This window comes from Streptomyces turgidiscabies Car8, assembly GCF_000331005.1.
GTDB lineage: Bacteria > Actinomycetota > Actinomycetes > Streptomycetales > Streptomycetaceae > Streptomyces > Streptomyces turgidiscabies.
Map to the genome: position 1 here is coordinate 1 of NZ_AEJB01000175.1, position 17667 is coordinate 17667.

At 68.7% G+C, this 17667-nt stretch carries 18 protein-coding genes; 10 read left to right on the forward strand and 8 right to left on the reverse strand.

What is annotated here, in order from left to right; translation table 11 throughout:
- Window positions 1–65 precede the first annotated feature (65 nt).
- From STRTUCAR8_RS10910 to STRTUCAR8_RS10930, 5 genes are all read left to right on the forward strand, one after another.
- The gene (locus tag STRTUCAR8_RS10910) at window positions 66–1043 is read left to right on the forward strand and encodes an ABC transporter permease (protein WP_044472005.1); all 978 of its coding nucleotides are present in this window, start codon (window positions 66–68) and stop codon (window positions 1041–1043) included.
- Between the two features lie 16 nt (window positions 1044–1059).
- Complete coding sequence (locus STRTUCAR8_RS10915; RefSeq protein ID WP_006375725.1) at window positions 1060–2121, forward strand: ABC transporter ATP-binding protein; 1062 nt, start codon at window positions 1060–1062, stop codon at window positions 2119–2121.
- Between the two features lie 13 nt (window positions 2122–2134).
- A complete protein-coding gene (locus tag STRTUCAR8_RS10920; RefSeq protein WP_006375700.1) occupies window positions 2135–3253 on the forward strand; it encodes an ABC transporter ATP-binding protein in 1119 nt (372 codons plus the stop codon).
- Window positions 3254–3379: 126 nt separating this feature from the next.
- On the forward strand, window positions 3380–3790 hold the full coding sequence (locus STRTUCAR8_RS10925) for a VOC family protein (RefSeq protein ID WP_006375732.1): 411 nt from the start codon (window positions 3380–3382) through the stop codon (window positions 3788–3790).
- Between the two features lie 133 nt (window positions 3791–3923).
- Entirely contained in the window at window positions 3924–4301 is a 378-nt protein-coding gene (locus STRTUCAR8_RS10930; protein ID WP_006375708.1) for a VOC family protein, read from the forward strand.
- Between the two features lie 15 nt (window positions 4302–4316).
- Here the strand turns inward: STRTUCAR8_RS10930 and STRTUCAR8_RS10935 are convergent, their stop codons facing one another.
- From STRTUCAR8_RS10935 to STRTUCAR8_RS10960, 6 genes are all read right to left on the reverse strand, one after another.
- Window positions 4317–4901 (reverse strand): Uma2 family endonuclease, encoded by a 585-nt coding sequence (locus STRTUCAR8_RS10935; protein ID WP_006375726.1) that lies wholly within the window; start codon window positions 4899–4901, stop codon window positions 4317–4319.
- Between the two features lie 30 nt (window positions 4902–4931).
- Complete coding sequence (locus STRTUCAR8_RS10940) at window positions 4932–5990, reverse strand: ABC transporter ATP-binding protein (RefSeq protein ID WP_044472006.1); 1059 nt, start codon at window positions 5988–5990, stop codon at window positions 4932–4934.
- Between the two features lie 18 nt (window positions 5991–6008).
- Complete coding sequence (locus STRTUCAR8_RS10945) at window positions 6009–6992, reverse strand: ABC transporter permease (protein ID WP_006375714.1); 984 nt, start codon at window positions 6990–6992, stop codon at window positions 6009–6011.
- A gap of 117 nt (window positions 6993–7109) precedes the next feature.
- On the reverse strand, window positions 7110–8891 hold the full coding sequence (locus STRTUCAR8_RS10950; RefSeq protein WP_006375722.1) for an ABC transporter substrate-binding protein: 1782 nt from the start codon (window positions 8889–8891) through the stop codon (window positions 7110–7112).
- A gap of 124 nt (window positions 8892–9015) precedes the next feature.
- Window positions 9016–10044 (reverse strand): ABC transporter permease, encoded by a 1029-nt coding sequence (locus STRTUCAR8_RS10955; RefSeq protein WP_179200601.1) that lies wholly within the window; start codon window positions 10042–10044, stop codon window positions 9016–9018.
- Window positions 10045–10447: 403 nt separating this feature from the next.
- On the reverse strand, window positions 10448–12574 hold the full coding sequence (locus STRTUCAR8_RS10960; RefSeq protein WP_044472007.1) for a S9 family peptidase: 2127 nt from the start codon (window positions 12572–12574) through the stop codon (window positions 10448–10450).
- A gap of 178 nt (window positions 12575–12752) precedes the next feature.
- Here STRTUCAR8_RS10960 and STRTUCAR8_RS10965 point away from each other — a divergent pair, with 178 nt between their 5' ends.
- The 3 genes from STRTUCAR8_RS10965 to STRTUCAR8_RS10975 all read left to right on the forward strand — a co-directional run bounded on the left by STRTUCAR8_RS10965 (window position 12753) and on the right by STRTUCAR8_RS10975 (window position 14547).
- Complete coding sequence (locus tag STRTUCAR8_RS10965) at window positions 12753–12947, forward strand: hypothetical protein (RefSeq protein WP_006375723.1); 195 nt, start codon at window positions 12753–12755, stop codon at window positions 12945–12947.
- A gap of 52 nt (window positions 12948–12999) precedes the next feature.
- Window positions 13000–13554 carry a GNAT family N-acetyltransferase gene (locus tag STRTUCAR8_RS10970; protein WP_044472008.1) on the forward strand — a complete coding sequence of 185 codons (555 nt, stop codon included), beginning with the start codon at window positions 13000–13002 and terminating at the stop codon, window positions 13552–13554.
- A 249-nt stretch (window positions 13555–13803) separates the two neighbouring features.
- On the forward strand, window positions 13804–14547 hold the full coding sequence (locus tag STRTUCAR8_RS10975; protein WP_006375720.1) for a phosphotransferase family protein: 744 nt from the start codon (window positions 13804–13806) through the stop codon (window positions 14545–14547).
- Window positions 14548–14614: 67 nt separating this feature from the next.
- Here the strand turns inward: STRTUCAR8_RS10975 and STRTUCAR8_RS10980 are convergent, their stop codons facing one another.
- Both STRTUCAR8_RS10980 and STRTUCAR8_RS10985 read right to left on the reverse strand, forming a co-directional pair.
- Window positions 14615–14827: a DUF397 domain-containing protein gene (locus STRTUCAR8_RS10980; RefSeq protein WP_006375697.1), complete on the reverse strand. Its 213-nt coding sequence runs from the start codon at window positions 14825–14827 to the stop codon at window positions 14615–14617.
- A complete protein-coding gene (locus STRTUCAR8_RS10985; protein WP_006375734.1) occupies window positions 14824–15699 on the reverse strand; it encodes a helix-turn-helix domain-containing protein in 876 nt (291 codons plus the stop codon). The genes STRTUCAR8_RS10980 and STRTUCAR8_RS10985 overlap by 4 nt, the downstream gene beginning before the upstream one ends.
- Before the next feature lie 169 nt (window positions 15700–15868).
- On the opposite strand from STRTUCAR8_RS10985, the gene STRTUCAR8_RS10990 reads away from it, so the two are divergent.
- Together STRTUCAR8_RS10990 and STRTUCAR8_RS10995 are read left to right on the forward strand one after the other, a co-directional pair.
- A complete protein-coding gene (locus STRTUCAR8_RS10990) occupies window positions 15869–16417 on the forward strand; it encodes an ATP-binding protein (protein ID WP_006375733.1) in 549 nt (182 codons plus the stop codon).
- Window positions 16418–16586: 169 nt separating this feature from the next.
- The gene (locus tag STRTUCAR8_RS10995; RefSeq protein ID WP_199791676.1) at window positions 16587–17630 is read left to right on the forward strand and encodes a helix-turn-helix domain-containing protein; all 1044 of its coding nucleotides are present in this window, start codon (window positions 16587–16589) and stop codon (window positions 17628–17630) included.
- Window positions 17631–17667: the final 37 nt, after the last annotated feature.

Consider the following 17667-nt stretch of genomic DNA (forward strand, 5'->3'; position numbering starts at 1 on the left):
CCCGCGGTTCCGTGAACCTGCCCCACACCGTCTCCACCGTCTCCGCAGAGAGCAGCCCTCCCGCCATGTTTCAGTTCATCCTCCGGCGCACGGTCGGTGCCGTCGTCACCCTGTTCCTGATCGGTGCGGCCACCTTCTTCCTGTTTGTCGCCGCGCCCTCCGACTACGCCTCACTGGCCTGTGGCAAGGACTGCTCGCCCGCGAGACTCGACGACATCCGTACGGCCCTCGGTCTCAACCTGCCGATCCACCAGCAGTTCTGGGACTTCATGTCCGGCATCGTGATGGGCCGTGACTTCCCGACCGGCCACTGCTCCGCGCCCTGCCTCGGCCAGTCGTTCTACTCGGGCGACATGGTCTGGGACACGATCATGGACCGCTTCCCGCTGACCCTGTCGCTGACGGTCGGCGCGCTGGTCATCTTCCTGATCGTGGGCCTCGGCACCGGCATGCTCGCCGCCTACAAGCGCGGCACCCTGACCGACAAGATCGCCGCCGGCTCGTCCATGGTGCTCAGCTCGTTCCAGATCTACTTCCTCGGCCCGATCGCGCTGATCGTCCTGGTCTACCAGACCGGCTGGATGGAAGACCCCAAGTACGTGCCGTTCACCCAGGACCCGGTGGGCTGGCTCGTCGGACTGTCGATCCCGATGGTCATCATGTCCACCATCTTCACCGCGCAGTACACGCGTATGGCACGCGCCTCGATGATCGAGCAGCTCGCCGAGGAACACGTCCGTACCGCCCGCGCCAAGGGCATGTCACAGAGGTACGTCTTCTTCCGCTACGCCTGGCGCGGCTCGCTCATCCCGATCGTCACCGTGCTCGGCATCGACATCAGCGCCCTGCTCGGCGGCGGTGTCGTCACCGAACTGACCTTCTCCCTCCAGGGAATCGGCCGCCTCGCCGTGAACGGCGCGGTCACCAAGGACCTCCCGCTCACGATGGGCGTCATGCTGTTCGGGGCTTTCTTCATCTTGATCCTGAACATTCTTACCGACATCGCGTACGCCTATATCGACCCGCGTGTCCGGCTCTCCTAGGAAGAAACGAACCACCGTGACCACACTGACCAAGCCCGAGGGCGCACCGGCCCCGACCGGTCCGGACAGCTTTCTCTCGGTCCGCGATCTCAAGGTGCAGTTCTCCACCGAGGACGGCATCGTCAAGGCGGTCGACGGACTCTCCTTCGACGTCGAGCGCGGCAAGACCCTGGGCATCGTGGGCGAGTCCGGATCGGGCAAGTCCGTCACGAACCTGACGATCCTCGGCCTGCACAACCCGGTGAGCACGACCGTCGACGGCGAGATCATCCTCGACGGCAAGGAGCTCGTCACCGCCACGGAGAAGGAGCTCGAACAGCTCCGCGGCAACAAGATGGCGATGATCTTCCAGGACCCGCTGACCGCGCTCTCCCCGTACTACACGGTGGGCCGCCAGCTGTCCGAGCCGTTCATGAAGCACACCGGCGCCTCCAAGAAGGAGGCGAAGGACCGGGCCGTGCAGATGCTGGAGAAGGTCGGCATCCCGCAGCCCAAGACGCGCTTCGACGACTATCCGCACCAGTTCTCCGGCGGTATGCGCCAGCGCGCCATGATCGCCATGGCGCTGATGTGCGACCCCGACCTGCTGATCGCCGACGAGCCCACCACCGCGCTGGATGTGACGGTGCAGGCCCAGATCCTGGACCTGCTCAAGGACCTCCAGCAGGAGTTCGGCTCCGCGATCATCTTCATCACGCACGACCTCGGCGTCATCTCGAACATGGCCGACGACCTGCTGGTGATGTACGCGGGCCGAGCCGTGGAGCGCGGTTCCGTCAAGGAAGTCCTCCGCACGCCGCAGCACCCGTACGCCTGGGGGCTGCTGACCTCCATGCCGCGCCTGGACGGAGACATCAACGAGGCACTGATGCCGATCCCCGGCTCGCCGCCCTCGCTGCTGAACCCGCCCTCGGGCTGCCCCTTCCACCCGCGCTGCGCGTTCACCGGCGAGGTGTCGGGCAGCCTCTGCACCGACGTACGGCCGTCGCTGGGGGCCGGGCGCGACTCCGCGTGCCATCTGTCGGCGGAGCAGAAGCAGACCATCTTCATCGACAAGATCCAGCCCCGGCTGCGCTAGGGAGCACCGAGACATGAGCGACAACCTCACCCTCCCCACACAGCAGGGTTCCACCGGTACGTCGACCGAGGAACTGCTCAAGATCGAGGGACTCACGAAGCACTTCCCGATCTACGGCGGCTTCCCGATCAAACGGAAGGTCGGCGCCGTCCAGGCGGTCGACGGCATCGACCTGTCCATCGGTGTCGCCGAGAGCGTCGGCATGGTGGGCGAGTCGGGCTGCGGCAAGTCGACCGCGGGCCGGCTCATCACCCGCCTCCTGGAGCCGACCGGCGGCAAGATCACGTACTCCGGTCAGGACATCACGCACGCCTCGCGCAAGCAGCTGGCGCCGGTCCGCTCCGAGATCCAGATGATCTTCCAGGACCCGTACAGCTCGCTGAACCCGCGCCAGACCGTCGGCACGATCATCAAGTCGCCGATGGAGGTCAACGGGATCGAGCCGTCGGGCGGCCGGGAGAACCGGGTCCGGGAGCTGCTGGAGCTGGTCGGGCTCAACCCCGAGCACTACAACCGCTTCCCGCACGAGTTCTCCGGCGGTCAGCGGCAGCGCATCGGGGTGGCCCGCGCGCTCGCCCTGAAGCCGAAGCTGATCGTGGCGGACGAGCCGGTCTCCGCGCTGGACGTCTCCATCCAGGCCCAGGTGGTGAACCTCCTCAAGAAGGTCCAGGAGGAGATGGGCATCGCGTTCCTGTTCATCGCCCACGACCTGGCCATCGTGCGGCACTTCTCGCAGCGCGTCGCGGTGATGTACCTCGGCAAGATCGTCGAGGTCGGTGACCGGGACTCGATCTACAACCGCCCGCGTCACCCGTACACGCACGCTCTGCTGTCCGCCGTCCCCGAGGTGGCGATGGACGACGAGACGGAGTCCCGCGAGCGCATCCGCCTCGCCGGTGACGTCCCCTCGCCGATCCACCCGCCGTCCGGCTGCCGTTTCCGTACGCGCTGCTGGAAGGCGCAGGACAAGTGTGCGAGCGAGGAGCCCCCGCTGGTCCAGATCTCCGGCAACCGCGACAGCCATCTGACGGCCTGCCACTTCCCGGAGGACCCGACGACGGAGGCCCGTGACGCGGACGTCGTCATGGACCCGGCGCTCAAGGCGCTGGAGACGGACGCCACGGAGAGCTGACCGGAGTTGCGCCCGGTGGGCGACGACGGCGAACTCGAAGTAGCGACTGGTAGATGTAGCTCGAAGTAGAGGGGCGGGGGTCACGGACCCTCGCCCCTCCCTCGTTGAAGGGTCTCGGGACCGCGAGTGTTCCACCACGTCGAGCTGTGGGTGCCGGACCTGAACCGCGCGACCACCTGCTGGGGCTGGCTCCTGGAGCGCCTGGGGTGCGTCCCGTACCAGAGCTGGCCACAGGGGAGCAGCTGGCGGTACGGGGACACGTATCTGGTGGTCGAGCAGTCGCCGGCCCTGAGCGGAGACCATCACGACCGCATGCGTCCAGGTCTCAACCACCTTGCCTTCCACGTGCCTTCACGTCCGGCCCTGGACGCCCTGGTGGCCGAGGCCCCGGCCCACGGCTGGACCCTGCTCTTCCCCGACCGGCATCCGTATGCGGGCGGGGCAGGACACTGCGCGGCGTATCTGGAGAACGTGGACGGGTTCGAGGTGGAACTCGTGGCGGGGGACCGACAGGCAGTGCCCCGGCCGAAGTTGTGACCCCGGCCATGGGTGAGGGACGCTCCCGGTTTCTCCGGTGCGCCGGCCGCGTTTCGCTGCTTAATCGTTCGACATCGCCGGTGAGTTCGGGGACGCTGCGAGGCGTTGTCCCTCACACGGCCCGGAGGCCTCGTTGTCTTTCCCCACGATCCACAACATCACCTTCGACTGCACCGGCGACCCCTACGATCTCGGCCTCTTCTGGAGCGCGGTGTTCGGCCGCCCGCTGGCCGACGACGACAAGCCCGGCGATCCGGAGGCGGTGCTCCAGGACCCGGCCGGCGGCCCCACACTGCTGTTCATCCGGGTGCCGGAGGGCAAGGCGGTGAAGAACCGCCTGCATCTCGACCTGCGACCGCACGGGCGCACCAGGGACGAGGAGGTCGAGCGCGTGGTCTCCCTCGGCGCCCGGCTCGTCGCGGACCACCGCAGGCCCGACGGCGGCGGCTGGGCCCTGATGTCCGACCCCGAGGGCAACGAGTTCTGCGTGGAGCGCGGGGAGCTGGGCTGACGCCTCGGCCGCCCGTCAGCTCGGGTCGTTCCCGGCCTTCCCATAACGGCGGAACGTCTGGGTCTGCACGGTCCAGGGGCCGACCGGCACCGAGTCGCCGAAGATGTAGGGGTCCTTCTGCTGGTAACGGCCCTTGCACGGGTCGGAGTGCACCTCGATGGTGCCCGTGCGAGGGTCGACGATCATGTAGTGGGCGATGCCCATCGCGGGGTACTCGGTGAGCTTCTCGCCGTAGTCGTTGTTCGGGTTGGACGGCGAGACGATCTCGACGACCGCCAGCACCTGGGTCGCGTCGACGGCGAGTCCCTCCTCGTCGAGGACCTCCTCGGGGATGACGACGGCATCCGGGCGACGCATGCGGCTTTTGGCCGGGTGCTCGATCTCGGGGCCGTTCGCGCAGATGTAGCCGGGGTGCGTGGTGAGGAGCTGCTCGTCCAGCTGGTTGCGGATGCGCCGGACGGTACCCTCGCGACGCTTCGACGGGCTGATCATGGCCAGGAAGGGGCCCGAAGGGCCGACCTCGACTTTCCAGGTCCCTTCGAGCGATTCGGCGTAGGCCGTGAGCTCCTCGGCGATCGCGCGCATCTTCGCGTAGTCCATCCCCGGAGAGTAGCGATCAGGCCCTTCGCGTCATCCTGCGTCCGCACCCACATAGTCCAGGTAGTACTCCCCGCGTTGGACCGCCGTCAGATGGCAGGCCGCGCCATGGGCGGGGGTGGGGGGCAGGAAGGGGCGTCGACTCGCGCAGCGGCCCGCCGGGACCTGTTCCGTGAAGGCGCAGCGGGGGTGGAAGCGGCAGCCCGGGGGTGGGTCCAGGAGGGACGGGGGTGTGCCCGGGATCGGGGACAACGGCACGTCCACCGGGGCGTTCAGGGCTGGTACCGAGTCCAACAGGCCCCAGGTGTACGGGTGTTCAGGCGTCCTCAGTACCTCGTTCCGGGTTCCTCGCTCCACCGCCCGGCCCCCGTACATGACCAGGATGTCGTCCGCCATACGGGAGATGACGCCCAGGTCGTGCGTGATGAAGACGATCGACGTGCCGAACTCCTGCTGGAGGTCCCCCAGCAGGTCCATGATCTGGGCCTGGACGGTGACGTCGAGGGAGGTCGTCGGTTCGTCGGCGATCAGGAGTTCGGGGTCGCAGACCAACGCCATGGCGATCATGACCCGTTGGCGCATGCCGCCCGAGAACTGGTGGGGGTAGTCGTCGGCCCGGAGCGCCGGCTGCGGGATGCCCACGCGCCTCAGCATCTCCACCGCACGGGCCCTGGACTCCCTGCGGGACGCGCCCGTGTGCCTGGTGTACGTCTCGGCGATCTGCCGGCCCACCGTGTGGAACGGCGACAGGGACGCCAGCGCGTCCTGGAAGATCATCGCCATCTTGTTGCCGCGGAGCTTCTCCAGCTCCCGTTCCCGGGCGGTCAGCAACTCCTTGCCGTCCAGCACGATCTCCCCGGCCAGCGTCGTGCGCGTGCGGTCGTGCAGGCCGAGGATCGCCAGGTTCGTGACCGACTTGCCCGAGCCCGACTCGCCGACGATGCCCAGGGTCCGGCCGCGCCCCACGTCGAAGGAGAGACCGTCGACGGCCCTCACCACACCGTCGTCGGTGGCGAAGTGCACCTTCAAGTCCCGTACGGACAGGAAGGGTTCGGCGGCGGCGGGGATCGCGGCGGCGGCCGGCTCAGGCATCAGGGGCACCGGGCATCTCTACGCGAGCCTGATCCGCGGGTCGATCAGCGCGTACACCGCGTCCACCACGATGTTCGCCACGACGATCGCCGCCGCGGCCACCAGGACCACCCCGAGCAGCAGTGGCAGGTCGTTGTCCCGTACCGCCTTGATGGACAGGGCGCCGATGCCGTGCAGGCCGAAGGTCTCCTCCGTGATGATCGCGCCGCCGAGCAGATAGCCGATGTCGAGGCCCAGGATCGTGACGATCGGGCCCATCGCGCCCCGCCAGGCGAACCGGAAGAACACCGTGCGGCGGGACAGGCCCTTGGCGCGGGCCGTACGGACGTAGTCCTCGGCGAGGGTCTCCACGAGCTGGGAGCGGGTCATCCGGGTGTAGTTGGCGGTGAAGATGATCGCGAGGACGAACCAGGGCAGCAGCAGGCCCTTGAACCAGGCCACCGGGTCCTGGGAGAAGCCGACGCTGTCCTGGGGGCGGGGGAGGATGCCCCACTGGTCGGAGAGGTAGTACATGGCGACCACGCCGACGATGTAGATCTGCAGGGACGAGCCGATCAGCGAGACCGACGACGCGATCTTGTCCAGGGCCCGGCCCTGCTTCACCGCGGCCAGCATGCCCGTACCGACACCGAGGACCACGAACACCACCGTGCTGCCCAGGGTGAGGGAGAGGGTGGTGGGGAAGCGGTTGGTGATCAGGCCGAGGACCGGCTCGTGGTTGGTGAAGGAGTAGCCCAGGCAGGGCGCCGAACAGTGGCCGAGACCGGCGTAGTCGCGGCCCACGAACACGCCCGCCAGCCAGTGCCAGTACTGCACCGGCAGCGGGTCGTCGATGCCGAGGTTGCGCCGGACGAGCGCGAGCGTCTCCGGGGTGCAGAGCTTGCCGCAGGCGCTGCGGGCCGGGTCGCGCGGGGCGACGTAGAAGAGGACGAAGGTGATCGCGCTGATGACGAGGAGGATCATCAGCGCGCTGAGTGTCCGGCGGAGGATGAAGCGGTACATGGCGATCGGATTCCCTGGCGGAACCCCCGGCACCGGTCCCTGGTGGGTGGGACCGGTGCCGGGGTGGTCGGGTGTGCGGGGGAGTGGGGGGCTGACGCCCCCTGACGGGATCCTGTGCTACTTCGCGTACAGCTTGTAGAGGACGAACGACGAGTTCAGGGGGTCGTACTCGGTGCCGCCGACCTTGCTGCCGTACAGGTAGAAGCGGCGCTGGTACGTCTCGGGGATGATCGGCGCCTCCTTCTCCATGAGCTCCTTGTCCAGGGCCGCCCAGGCCGCGTTCGCCTGCGTCGGGTCGGTGATGGCTGCGGCCTTGTCGATCGCGGCGTCGACCCAGTTCACCTTCAGCTGGGAGACGTTGTTGGCGCCGTTGGCGATCACCCGTCCGTCGAACAGGGGCTGGAGCATGGTGTAGCCGGTGGGCCAGTCGGGGGACCAGCCGAACCACATCACGTCGAACGAGTTGTCGATCTGCTGGATCTGGTCGTAGTAGCTGGTCGACTCCACCGGCTTGATCACCGGGTCGAAGCCCGCCTCCTTCAGGGCGTTGGCGATGACGACCTTGGTCTTCTCGTAGGCGTCGTTGCCGCCCTGCGGGTAGGTGTAGACGATCTTCTGGCCGAGCTTGCCGGCCGCCTTGAGCAGCGCCTTGGCCTTCGCGGTGTCGCCCTGCGGCTTCGTCAGCTTGCCGTAGATGTCGAACTTCACCCGGCCGGCCATGTCCGGGCCGAGGATCGTGGTCGCGTAGTCGCCGGCGGAGGGACCGCCGTAGATCGTCCGGATCTGCTGCAACGGCCAGGCGTAGTTGAGCGCCTGGCGGACCCTCACGTCGGTGATCCGCTTGCAGTTGATGGCGTAGTAGTACAGACCCGTGAGCAGCCCGTCGACGGTACGGCTCTTCAGCGCGGGCGTCGTCAGCACCTTCTGGATGCGCTCGGCGGGGACCCCGCTGTACGCCATCACCGCGTACTGGTCGGTCCCGGAGTCCGCGATCAGCCGGTCGGTGCTCTGGAGCGACTCGGGGCCGAACTCGAAGGCGAACGAGTCCGGGTAGGCGTTGCGGATCGGGTCGGTCGCCGGGTCCCAGTGGGTGTTGCGGACCATCGTCAGCGACTTGTCGACGGAGTGCGCGGAGAGCCGGTAGGGCCCGCAGGAGAACGGGTCCTTGTCGTACTTCTCCTTGGTGTCGTGCTTGGCGGACACCGCTCCGTACGACTGCATGGCCAGCGTCCAGTTGAGGTCCGGGCGGGCCGTCTTGAGGTGGAAGGTGATCGTCTTCTTCGCGGTGTCCGTGACGACCGAGTCGAGGTGCTTGCCGTCGTACGGGCCCTTGTAGACCGAGCGGAAGTCGTTGGTACCGGTCAGCGCGGCCTGGAGGTAGGTGGCGCCCTCGGTGGTGAAGCTGGCGAAGCCGCGCTCGATGCCGTGCCGGACGTCGTCGACGGTCAGCTCACTGCCGTCCTCCCACTTCAGCCCGTCCTTCAGGGTGTACGTCCAGGTCTTGCCGCCGTCCGACATGGTGCCGGTGTCGGTGGCGAGGTCGCCGACGAGCTTCATCGCGCCACCGTCGATGCGATAGCCGGTCAGGCAGCGGATGTAGAGGTTGCCGATCTCGGAGTTCCACGAGTAGTAGATGCGCTGCGGGTCGAGGTGGGAGAAGTCCTGCGGGCCGATCGGCCGGATCGTGCCGCCCTTCTTCGCCCCCGGGATCTCCGGCGCGGGCCCCGTGGAGTCCTTCGCGGTGCCGATGCTGACCGACGCGAACTTGCTCGTCCCGGCCGCGCCGCCCCCCGACGTGCCGCCACCGCCCCCACCACCGCTGCTGCACGCGGACAGGGCCATGGAGCCGCCGGCGGCGACCGTGGTGGCGATGACGAAGTTTCTGCGGGAGAGAGACATGGGGTGTCCTGCCTGAATCAGGGAGAAGGGGTGTTCCCGGTGGTTCCGGTTGTTCCGGTGTTTCCGGATTTCTGCGGTGCGGGGTGCGGGGGGATGGTGGTGCGGGCGGGGGCAGCGCTGTCGCTCAGCGCCTGGTCTTGGGGTCCAGTGCGTCGCGCACGGAGTCGCCGAGGAGGTTGAAGGCGATCACGAAGATCACCATCGACAGGCCGGGGAAGAGCATGTACGTGATGTCGTTCTGGTAGACCTGCGCCCCGCGCTGGATCATCACGCCCCAGTCGGGCGTGGGGTCGCTGAGCCCGACCCCGAGGAAGGCGAGCGCCGCCTCGGTGGTCACGTACATGGGCAGCGCGAGGGTGGCCTGGATGAGGATCGGCGTCCACAGGTTGGGCAGCAGCTCCCGGAAGACGATCCGGGCCGGGGAGGCCCCGGTGACCTTGGCGGACTCGACGAACTCCCGTTCGCGCAGGGCGAGTACCTCACCGCGCAGCAGTCGGGCGAGGGGTGCCCAGCCGAACGCGGTCATCACGGAGATGAGGCTGACGACGGTCAGCCAGGTCGGGGTGTTCTCCTCCGGCGACACGAAGATCGAGATCATCACCGGCCAGAAGGCGATGAAGAACAGGGTGGAGGGGAACGCCAGCAGGATGTCGATGACCCGGCCGACGAAACTGTCGATCCGCCCGCCCAGATAGCCGGCCGTGAGCCCGACGGCGATGCCGAGCAGGGTGACCAGCGCGGTCGTCACCGTGGCGATGAGCAGCGAGTTGCGGATGCCGTAGATCAGCAGGGTGAAGACGTCCCGGCCGAGCTGGGGCTCGACTCCGAACCAGAAGTCGCCGCTGATACCGCCGTTGGGCCGGATCGGGAAGCCGAACTCATTGAGCAGGCCGGTGCCGTTCTGGCCGTAGGTGGTGTACGGGTCCTTGCCGTAGAGCTTGGAGATCAGCGGGGCTCCGATGCCCGCGACGAAGAACACCAGGACCACGACGGCCGAGACGACTCCGGTGCGGTCACGGCGGAAGCGCAGCCAGGCGATCCGGCCCGGCGAGCGGCCGGTGCCGCCGCGGGCCGGCGCGGTGGGCGTCGGCGGAACGGCTCCGGAATCGGCCGCCACCTGGGGTGCGGTGGCGGAAGGTATAGGCGAGGTCACATTGGGGACTTTTCAGCGCCGCTTCAGTCGCCGTCAATGTTTTGTTGACGCCTTTGATCTGGACTTTTGCCCTTTGACTCCGGGGTGGGGCGCCACTTGGGTCGGCTTTTGACGGCCATGACCAAAGCGGGAGGGAAGCACGGAGGGGAGCCGGGAGCGGCCCGGAGTCGCCGGGGGTGTTCTGAAATCCGGGACGATCTTGTCCACGGGTGAAAATAACCGTACAAACACACACGAACCGCGTTAACACACAGGCAACTTGGCCGACCCGGTCTCGATATATGGACGGGCCACTCTGAGGAACGTACGGCCGTGCGGGTGCCGTAAACGGGCCGGGGCTCGCCATGTAGCCCCGGCCCGTTGCCGTGCCCGCACGAGATCCGTCGCGGGATGCGTGTGAGGGCTACGAGGGCTGTGCGATCCCCAACGCCCGCTTCAGGAAGTCCACTTGGAGCAGCAGCAGGTTCTCCGCGACCTGTTCCTGCGGGGTCATGTGGGTGACGCCCGACAGCGGGAGCACCTCGTGCGGGCGGCCCGCGGCCAGCAGGGCCGAGGACAGGCGCAGAGCGTGCGCGAAGACCACGTTGTCGTCGGCGGTGCCGTGGACGACCATCAGGGGGCGGTGCGGGTCGGCGGGCGAGGACAGTCCGGCCTCCGTCACCAGTGAGCTGTTCGCGTACGCCTCCGGTGCCGTGGCCGGGTCGCCCAGGTACCGCTCCGTGTAGTGCGTGTCGTACAGCCGCCAGTCCGTCACGGGGGCGCCCGCGATGCCCGCGTGGAAGACGTCGGGGCGCCGCAGCACCGCCAGCCCCGCGAGCCAGCCGCCGTACGACCAGCCCCGGATCGCCACCCGGGAGAGGTCGAGCGGGTGGTGTTCGGCGAGGCCGTTCATGGCCTCGATCTGGTCGTCGAGGGAGACGGTGAAGTCCCCGTGCACCGCCTTCTCCCAGGCCGGCGAGCGTCCCGGGGTGCCCCGGCCGTCCGCGACGACCACCGCGAAACCCTGGTCGGCGAACCACTGCGAGGTGAGGTGCGCGTTGTGAGCGGCGACCACACGGGGGCCGTGCGGACCACCGTAGGGGTCCATGAGGACAGGGAGGCGAGTGACGCCGTCGTAGTCGGTCGGCATAAGCAGGGCGCATGGAATGCGCCGTGCGCCCCCCTGAGTGAGGGTGATGCGCGGGGACAAACCGGGGTCTTCCGCGTACGAGGGAACGGTCGCCGCTCGTTTCCCGTCGCGCAGCACCTGCACCTGGGTCCCCGGCCGGCCCGGCACCGCCGAAAGGAGCACGGTCACGCCCCCGGCGCGAACCGCCGAGTGCACGCCGGGCTCTTGCGAGACGCGCTCCAGTCCGAGCTCGTTCACTCGATAGACGTGTACTTCGCCGATCTCGGTGCCGACCGCCGCCTCACCTGCCGAGGCCGACACGAGGACGTCGTCGGCGGTGACGTCCAGCACCGCCCGGATGTGCAACTGGGCGCCCGTCAGGGGCCGTTCGCCGACCGCCAGCACCCTGGCGCCGCCCTCGTCGGCGATCCGTACGAGCTGTCCGGAGGGGCTCCAGCAGGGCACACCAGGGAAAAGATCAAGCCAATGTGGATCTTCCTCCGCGTGCACCATCCGGGTCGCCCCCGTGTCGGGGTCCACGGCCAGGAAGAGCTGCCCGCGCTGGTCCCGCGACTGCACCAGAATCAGCGGCGCCCCCGCCCCTGACCAGTGCACACGCGCCAGATACGGGTACCGCGCCCGGTCCCAGACGACCTCGGTGCGCACCCCGGTAAGGGTGAGTACGAAGAGCCGGACCTCGGCGTTCAGAGTGCCCGCCGCCGGATACGCGACCCGCTGCGGCTCACGTTCCGGATGCGCCGGATCGGAGATCCACCAGCGGTCCACGGGCGCGTCGTCGGCCCGCGCGACCAGCAGCCGGTCCGACTCCGGAGACCACCAGAAGCCGCGTGAACGGGACATCTCCTCGGCCGCGATGAACTCGGCCAGCCCGTACGTCACCGTCTCCGACTCGGGCTGCGCGAGTACGTGGGACTGCTCGCCGGCCAGGTCGGCGAGGCGCAGGGCGCCGTCCGCGACGTACGCGACGAGCCGCCCGTCGGGGGAGGGGCGAGGGTCGAGAACGGGCTTCGCGGCGGGGATCTCGCGCACTGTCCCGGCCTGTAGTTCGGCCACGAAAAGCCGCCCGGACAAGGCGAAGGCGGCCACTTCGACGGCCGAGTCGGTGGCGTAACCGACGATCCCGGCACTGCCTTCACGGCTGCGCTCCCGACGCGCCCGCTCCTCTGCGGACAGCTTCTCGCCGGCCCCGCCGAGAAGCGCGAACGGGTCGGCCGCGACGCGCTCGCCGCCGTCCGGGAGGTCGAGCACCCAGAGCTTGTTCGCCCGGTCGGTGCCGGCGGAGGACCGCAGGTAGACGACCCGTGAACCGTCGGGCGCCACGCTGAAGGCGCGGGGCGCGCCGAGCGTGAATCGCTGGGTTCGGGCGTGCCGACGGGGGAAGGAAACGGGCTCGGTAGTCATGGGCTCGACCATATTGGCCATGCGCCCCCTTGTGCGGCCGTGCGCCGACCGATGCGCGCGGGCGAATAGTTATGATCACTGGCGGCGAGTGGGTATGAACCTGCTGGCCACTGTATGGATTTACTGCCCCCATAGTCAGACCCCCCTGCATCCCTGGGCCCCTTGGAGGTGAGCCGCCGTGGCACTTTCCATTTCGGCGGTCGTGCTGCTGGCGATCATCGTCTTCTTGCTGATCAAGAAGTCAGGGCTCAAGGGAGGGCATGCGGTGGTGTGCATGCTGCTGGGGTTCTACATGGCCTCATCAACCTTCGCCCCGACCATCAGCGACCTGACGACAAGCATCGCGGGCATGATCGGCGACCTGAAGTTCTGACCTGAGGCCCGCCCGCTGAGCAGTGTCGGTGGGCGGGCTGCAGAATCGGCTTGTGATCAAAGCCTCGGTGACCCTGCGCGAGCTCGTTGTCGGCGACTGCCAGGCCGTCCATGCCTTCGCCGGGCTTCCGGAGGCTTGCCGGTACCAGGCATGGGGGCCGAACACCGAGGAACAGACACGTGCCTTCGTCCAGGGCGCGGTCGATGACCGGCTGAAGGCTCCGCAGACGAGATTCGCGTACGCGGTCTGCCTCGACGGCGAACTCATCGGGATCGGCGAGCTGAAAGTCCGCAGCCAGGTCCACCGCCAAGGCGAGATCTCCTACCTGGTTCATCCCCGCGTGTGGGGGCGAGGCGTCGGCACGGCCATCGGCGGGGAGCTGCTCAGCAGGGGGTTCGGCCAATTGGGGCTGCACCGCATCTACGCGACCTGCGATCCGCGCAACCTCGGGTCGTCCAGGGTGCTCGGCAAGCTCGGCATGACCTATGAAGGCCGCCACCGGCACACCGCGCTGATCCGGGACGGCTGGCGGGACTCGGAGGTCTTCAGCATCCTGGACGAGGAGTGGGGGGCCGGATCCGCGTCTGGTGATCGGGATGTCCTGTGATCGTGCCGCGCAGGAACATTCGGAGTGTGATGTCTGACGGGGCCCGCGACGGCGCCCGGTCGCGCGGAAGGGCGAACTGGCCTCCCGTGGCGGTGAACGCGCTCTGACTCCTGACAAAAGTGGTGGGCTGGGCCTCGTCAGCGGTCGGTGTCGTGCACGAGGCCACCGGCTGGAGGGCGCGGTCAGCCGCGTAGTCGCACCTGAGAAACCTGGCGACGCCGGCGATCATCCCCGGGATACTGGTCGCCCATGGATGAGGTCGAAGTCGTTGTCGCCCATTCCGAGCGCGTGACCGTGCGCGTCGGCGATGTGTTTCTGAAGGTGGACACCGATCAGGCGCGCATCGATGCCGAGGTCGAGGCGATGTCCCTGGCGCCGGTCCCGACCCCGGAAGTTCTGTGGCGCAAGCCGCCCGTGCTCGCGATCGCCGCACTCCCAGGGACGACGCTCGGACGCCTCGGCGGGCCGTCGACCGGGTCGCCGGCTGCCTGGGCCGCGGCGGGTGCCGCCATCCGGAGATTGCACGACGCGCCATTGCCGCCTTTTCCCGGCCGGGGAAAGGGCCTCGACGAGTTCGCGGCGGATCTCGACGGCGAGTGCGAGTGGCTCGTGACGAACGGCGTTCTGCCCGCCGACCTGGTCACCCGCAACCGGCAGGTCGCCGAGGCCGCGCTCCGGCCGTGGACTCCGGTGTTCGCGCACGGCGACCTGCAGATCGCGCACGTGTTCGTCGACCGCGACGAGGTAACGGGCATCATCGACTGGTCCGAGGCCGGCCAGGGAGACGCCTTGTACGACCTCGCCACCTTCACACTCGGACACGAGGAGCACCTTGACGACGTCATCGCCGGCTACGGCACTGACATCGACCTCGGCGTGATCCGCGCGTGGTGGTCGTTGCGAAGCCTGCTGGTGGTTCGCTGGCTGATCGAGCACGGTTTCGACCCGTTCGCGCCGGGTTGCGAGGTCGACGTGCTGAGATCCCGGCTGTGAGCCCGCGCGGGCCCGGTGCTGCTACGAATGGGCCCGATGCCCTTTCGGAATCCCGGCACAAGCATCGTCAGCCTCGGGACGCGTACGGGACGAAGCCGGCCCAGGCCTCGGGTGAGAGTGCGAGGCGGGGGCTGCTGTCGGCGTGCTTCGAGTCGCGGACGTGGATGGTGTCGGGGGTCGTGGCGATCTCGACGCAGGAGTCGCCCTCACTGCCGCTGCTGTAGCTGCTCTTGAACCACGTCGGGCCGGAGGCGCCCTCGGTCGTGATGTTGCGGTTCATGTTTCCCCCAGCAGTTGTTCGAGGAAGGCCGTGGACTCACGCGGGGTGAGGGCTTGGCCTCGGATGATGCCGTAGCGCAGTTCAAGGATACGGAGCTGCCTCGCATCGGAGACCGGTCGGCCGTTTGCCAGTGCCGGCGAACGCCCCACCGCCGAACCGTCCGCGAACTTCAGCACTTCGATGCTGCCGTCCACACCGGCGTGCTCCTCCCGGTCCATCGGCATCACTTGAAGCTCGGTGCCTCGCAACTGTCCCGCCTCCAGAAGGTGTTCGAGCTGACGGCGCAGCAGCGCCTTCCCTCCAAGTGGACGCCGCAGTGTCCACTCCTCCACAACGAACCCGAGTTCAGGCGCCGGATCCCGCTCGAAGACCGACTTACGGGCCACGCGCGCGGCGAAGAACCGCTCCACCTCGCTCGCGGTGTACGCGGGGCGCCGCATCATCAGCAGCGTGCGTGCGTACTCCGGGGTCTGCAGCAGGCCGTGGATGTTCAGCGGGTCGTAGAGCTGAAGCTCCACCGCCTTCGCCTCCATGTTCGCCAGGGCTCGAACCTTCTTCGGGTACTGGACCTTCTCCAGGTCCTCCTTCATCGCGGAGATCAGCCCGTTCGCCCCCAGCACCTCGTCGGCCTTGTCCATGTACTCGGGGCGGGCGATCCGCTTGCCGCCCTCGATCTTGTAGACCAGGTCCTCGCCGTACCCGAGGGTCGCTCCGAAGTCGGCGGCACGCATCCCCACCGCCTCCCTGCGCAGCTTCAGCTGGCGCCCGACCGTCTCCACGACGGCCACACCCCACTCGTCGTCCGGATCCACCTCCCAACCCGGCTCGTCCGCCTCGCTCTTGAGCTGCCCCGCGTCGCTGTCCACGCTCATGCCCGCGCCCCTCCGTCGTACCGCGCTGTGGTGCTCCCGCACTGTCCCCCGCCATACCCGCACGGCCCGTCCCGACAGCCCGGACACGACCGGACAAGCTCCGGACAGTCACCGTACGCAACGGCGCAGTCACTGCTCACGGTAGGTGCGTTCGGCCACGCTGAGTGACGTGAATCAAGAAACCGCCGCCCCTGCGGCTCAACCCGGGTACAGCTTCCGCAACTTCAGCGTGCGGCTCTCTCCCACGCCCCGTGGAGCCCGTCTGGCCAGGCTGCTCGCCGCCGAGCAACTGTGTTCCTGGGGGCTGCCGGTGGACCCGGCGCGACAGGTCGTGGCCGAGTTGGCGGCCAACGCCGTCACCCACGGGCGCGTCCCGGGACGGGACTTCCGGCTCACGATGTACGTCATCGGCGTCACCCTGCGCATCGAGGTGACCGACACCTGTGGGGACGTTCCGCCCGGTCCCCAACGCCCCTCCGACGACGCGGAGTCCGGACGGGGCCTGCTCCTGGTCGAGGCGCTCGCCGACCGTTGGGGGTGGGGTCCTGGGTTGCGGCCGCGCAAGACGGTGTGGGCGGAAGTCGACGTTGCACCGGAACCCGGCGGCGGGTGCTTCGGCGGCGTCGGCGCTCCTTTTCAAGGAACACAAGAGAGAAAGAACTCCTACCAAGCCCCACCCCTCCCGCCTGCCGGTGTGCCCCATCACTCTCCCGAGTGAACATCGCCAACTCGGCTGGATTCGTGCCCGGTTGCCTGGCCTACGCTCAGCGCAGCACCACCACCGACATCACAGACAACCGCAGACAACCTCAGACATGCGACGGCCCCCGCCGGGACTGCAATCCCAAGGCGAGGGCCTGACCACCAAGGAAGAAGCAAGCTTCCCGATGGATAGCAAAAACCTTAGCGTGCCCCCGCACGCCGAAGCCCGGGGCTCGGGCAACAACCGCCCCCACCGGCGATCCAGTTCCGACGTCTCCGGCGCTTCCGGCATCTCCGGCGTCGTCCACGACAACACCCGCCACGACACGCGCTTCACGGTGATCGGCAACCACCTCGCCCAGCACCCCGAGCTGTCGCTGCTCGCCATCGGGCTGGCCGTGCACATCCAGTCGCTGCCTGCCGGTGCCCTCGTCGACATCAAGACGCTCGCCAGGAAGTTCCCGGAGGGGGCGGACCGTATCGCCGCAGCCTTGCGTGAACTGGAGACCCACGGTTATCTGCGCCGCTCACGCGAACGCGTCCCGGACGGCCGGATCGTCACCCGCACGACCTCCTGCAACCAGCCCGCACGCCGTACGGGGAGCCACACCGATCGCCGTACCGAGCCGAGGCCGAGTAGGCGACTCCAGCCGCAGCCGCAGCCGCAGCCGCAGCCGCAGCCGCAGCCGCAGCCCGACCCCGACCCCGCTCCCGAGCCGGGACTTCCCGCCGACCACGCCCCCACCGCCGAACCTCCCGCCCGACCCGCGCAGCCCACCACTCCGGGCCCGCCCCAGAAACGCACTCCCCGCAAGCCCCTCCCCGCCGTACCGCAGCCCGCGTACAAGGGGCCGGGCCTTCTCCAGGCCGCCACCGAGCTTCTCGCCGGGCTCCGCCACCGTGATCCCGACCTGCTTCTGTCGGTCTGCGACACGGCCCACCTCGCGCCCGGCGTCGCCGCCTGGCTGGAGCGTGACGTCAGCCCCACGGCCGTACGGCACGCACTGACCCGCGACCTGCCACCCGAGGGCATGCGCCGCCCGGCCGCCTTCCTCGCCCACCGCCTCACCGCCCAACTGCCACCCCCGGCGCCGTACCGCGCACCGGCGGCCTCGCCAACGGCCGTCCAGAGCCCGCTCCAGACCTGCGACGGCTGCGAGCGTGCCTTCCGCGCGCCAGAGCCAGGTCGCTGCCGCGACTGCCGAGCCGCCGCACCCATGGCCGCCTGACGCACACCGGCGTACGTCATCGCCTTCCCGACACGAA

Coding starts and splice junctions, on each gene's coding strand:
- STRTUCAR8_RS10940 (WP_044472006.1), bottom strand. CDS start 5,990: ATGCCTGAGCCGGCCGCCGCCGCGATCCCCGCCGCCGCCGAACCCTTC.
- STRTUCAR8_RS10980 (WP_006375697.1), bottom strand. CDS start 14,827: ATGAACCGCAACATCACGACCGAGGGCGCCTCCGGCCCGACGTGGTTC.
- STRTUCAR8_RS10995 (WP_199791676.1), top strand. CDS start 16,587: ATGGATAGCAAAAACCTTAGCGTGCCCCCGCACGCCGAAGCCCGGGGC.
- STRTUCAR8_RS10950 (WP_006375722.1), bottom strand. CDS start 8,891: ATGTCTCTCTCCCGCAGAAACTTCGTCATCGCCACCACGGTCGCCGCC.
- STRTUCAR8_RS10985 (WP_006375734.1), bottom strand. CDS start 15,699: ATGAGCGTGGACAGCGACGCGGGGCAGCTCAAGAGCGAGGCGGACGAG.
- STRTUCAR8_RS10945 (WP_006375714.1), bottom strand. CDS start 6,992: ATGTACCGCTTCATCCTCCGCCGGACACTCAGCGCGCTGATGATCCTC.
- STRTUCAR8_RS10935 (WP_006375726.1), bottom strand. CDS start 4,901: ATGGACTACGCGAAGATGCGCGCGATCGCCGAGGAGCTCACGGCCTAC.
- STRTUCAR8_RS10975 (WP_006375720.1), top strand. CDS start 13,804: ATGGATGAGGTCGAAGTCGTTGTCGCCCATTCCGAGCGCGTGACCGTG.
- STRTUCAR8_RS10910 (WP_044472005.1), top strand. CDS start 66: ATGTTTCAGTTCATCCTCCGGCGCACGGTCGGTGCCGTCGTCACCCTG.
- STRTUCAR8_RS10960 (WP_044472007.1), bottom strand. CDS start 12,574: ATGACTACCGAGCCCGTTTCCTTCCCCCGTCGGCACGCCCGAACCCAG.
- STRTUCAR8_RS10920 (WP_006375700.1), top strand. CDS start 2,135: ATGAGCGACAACCTCACCCTCCCCACACAGCAGGGTTCCACCGGTACG.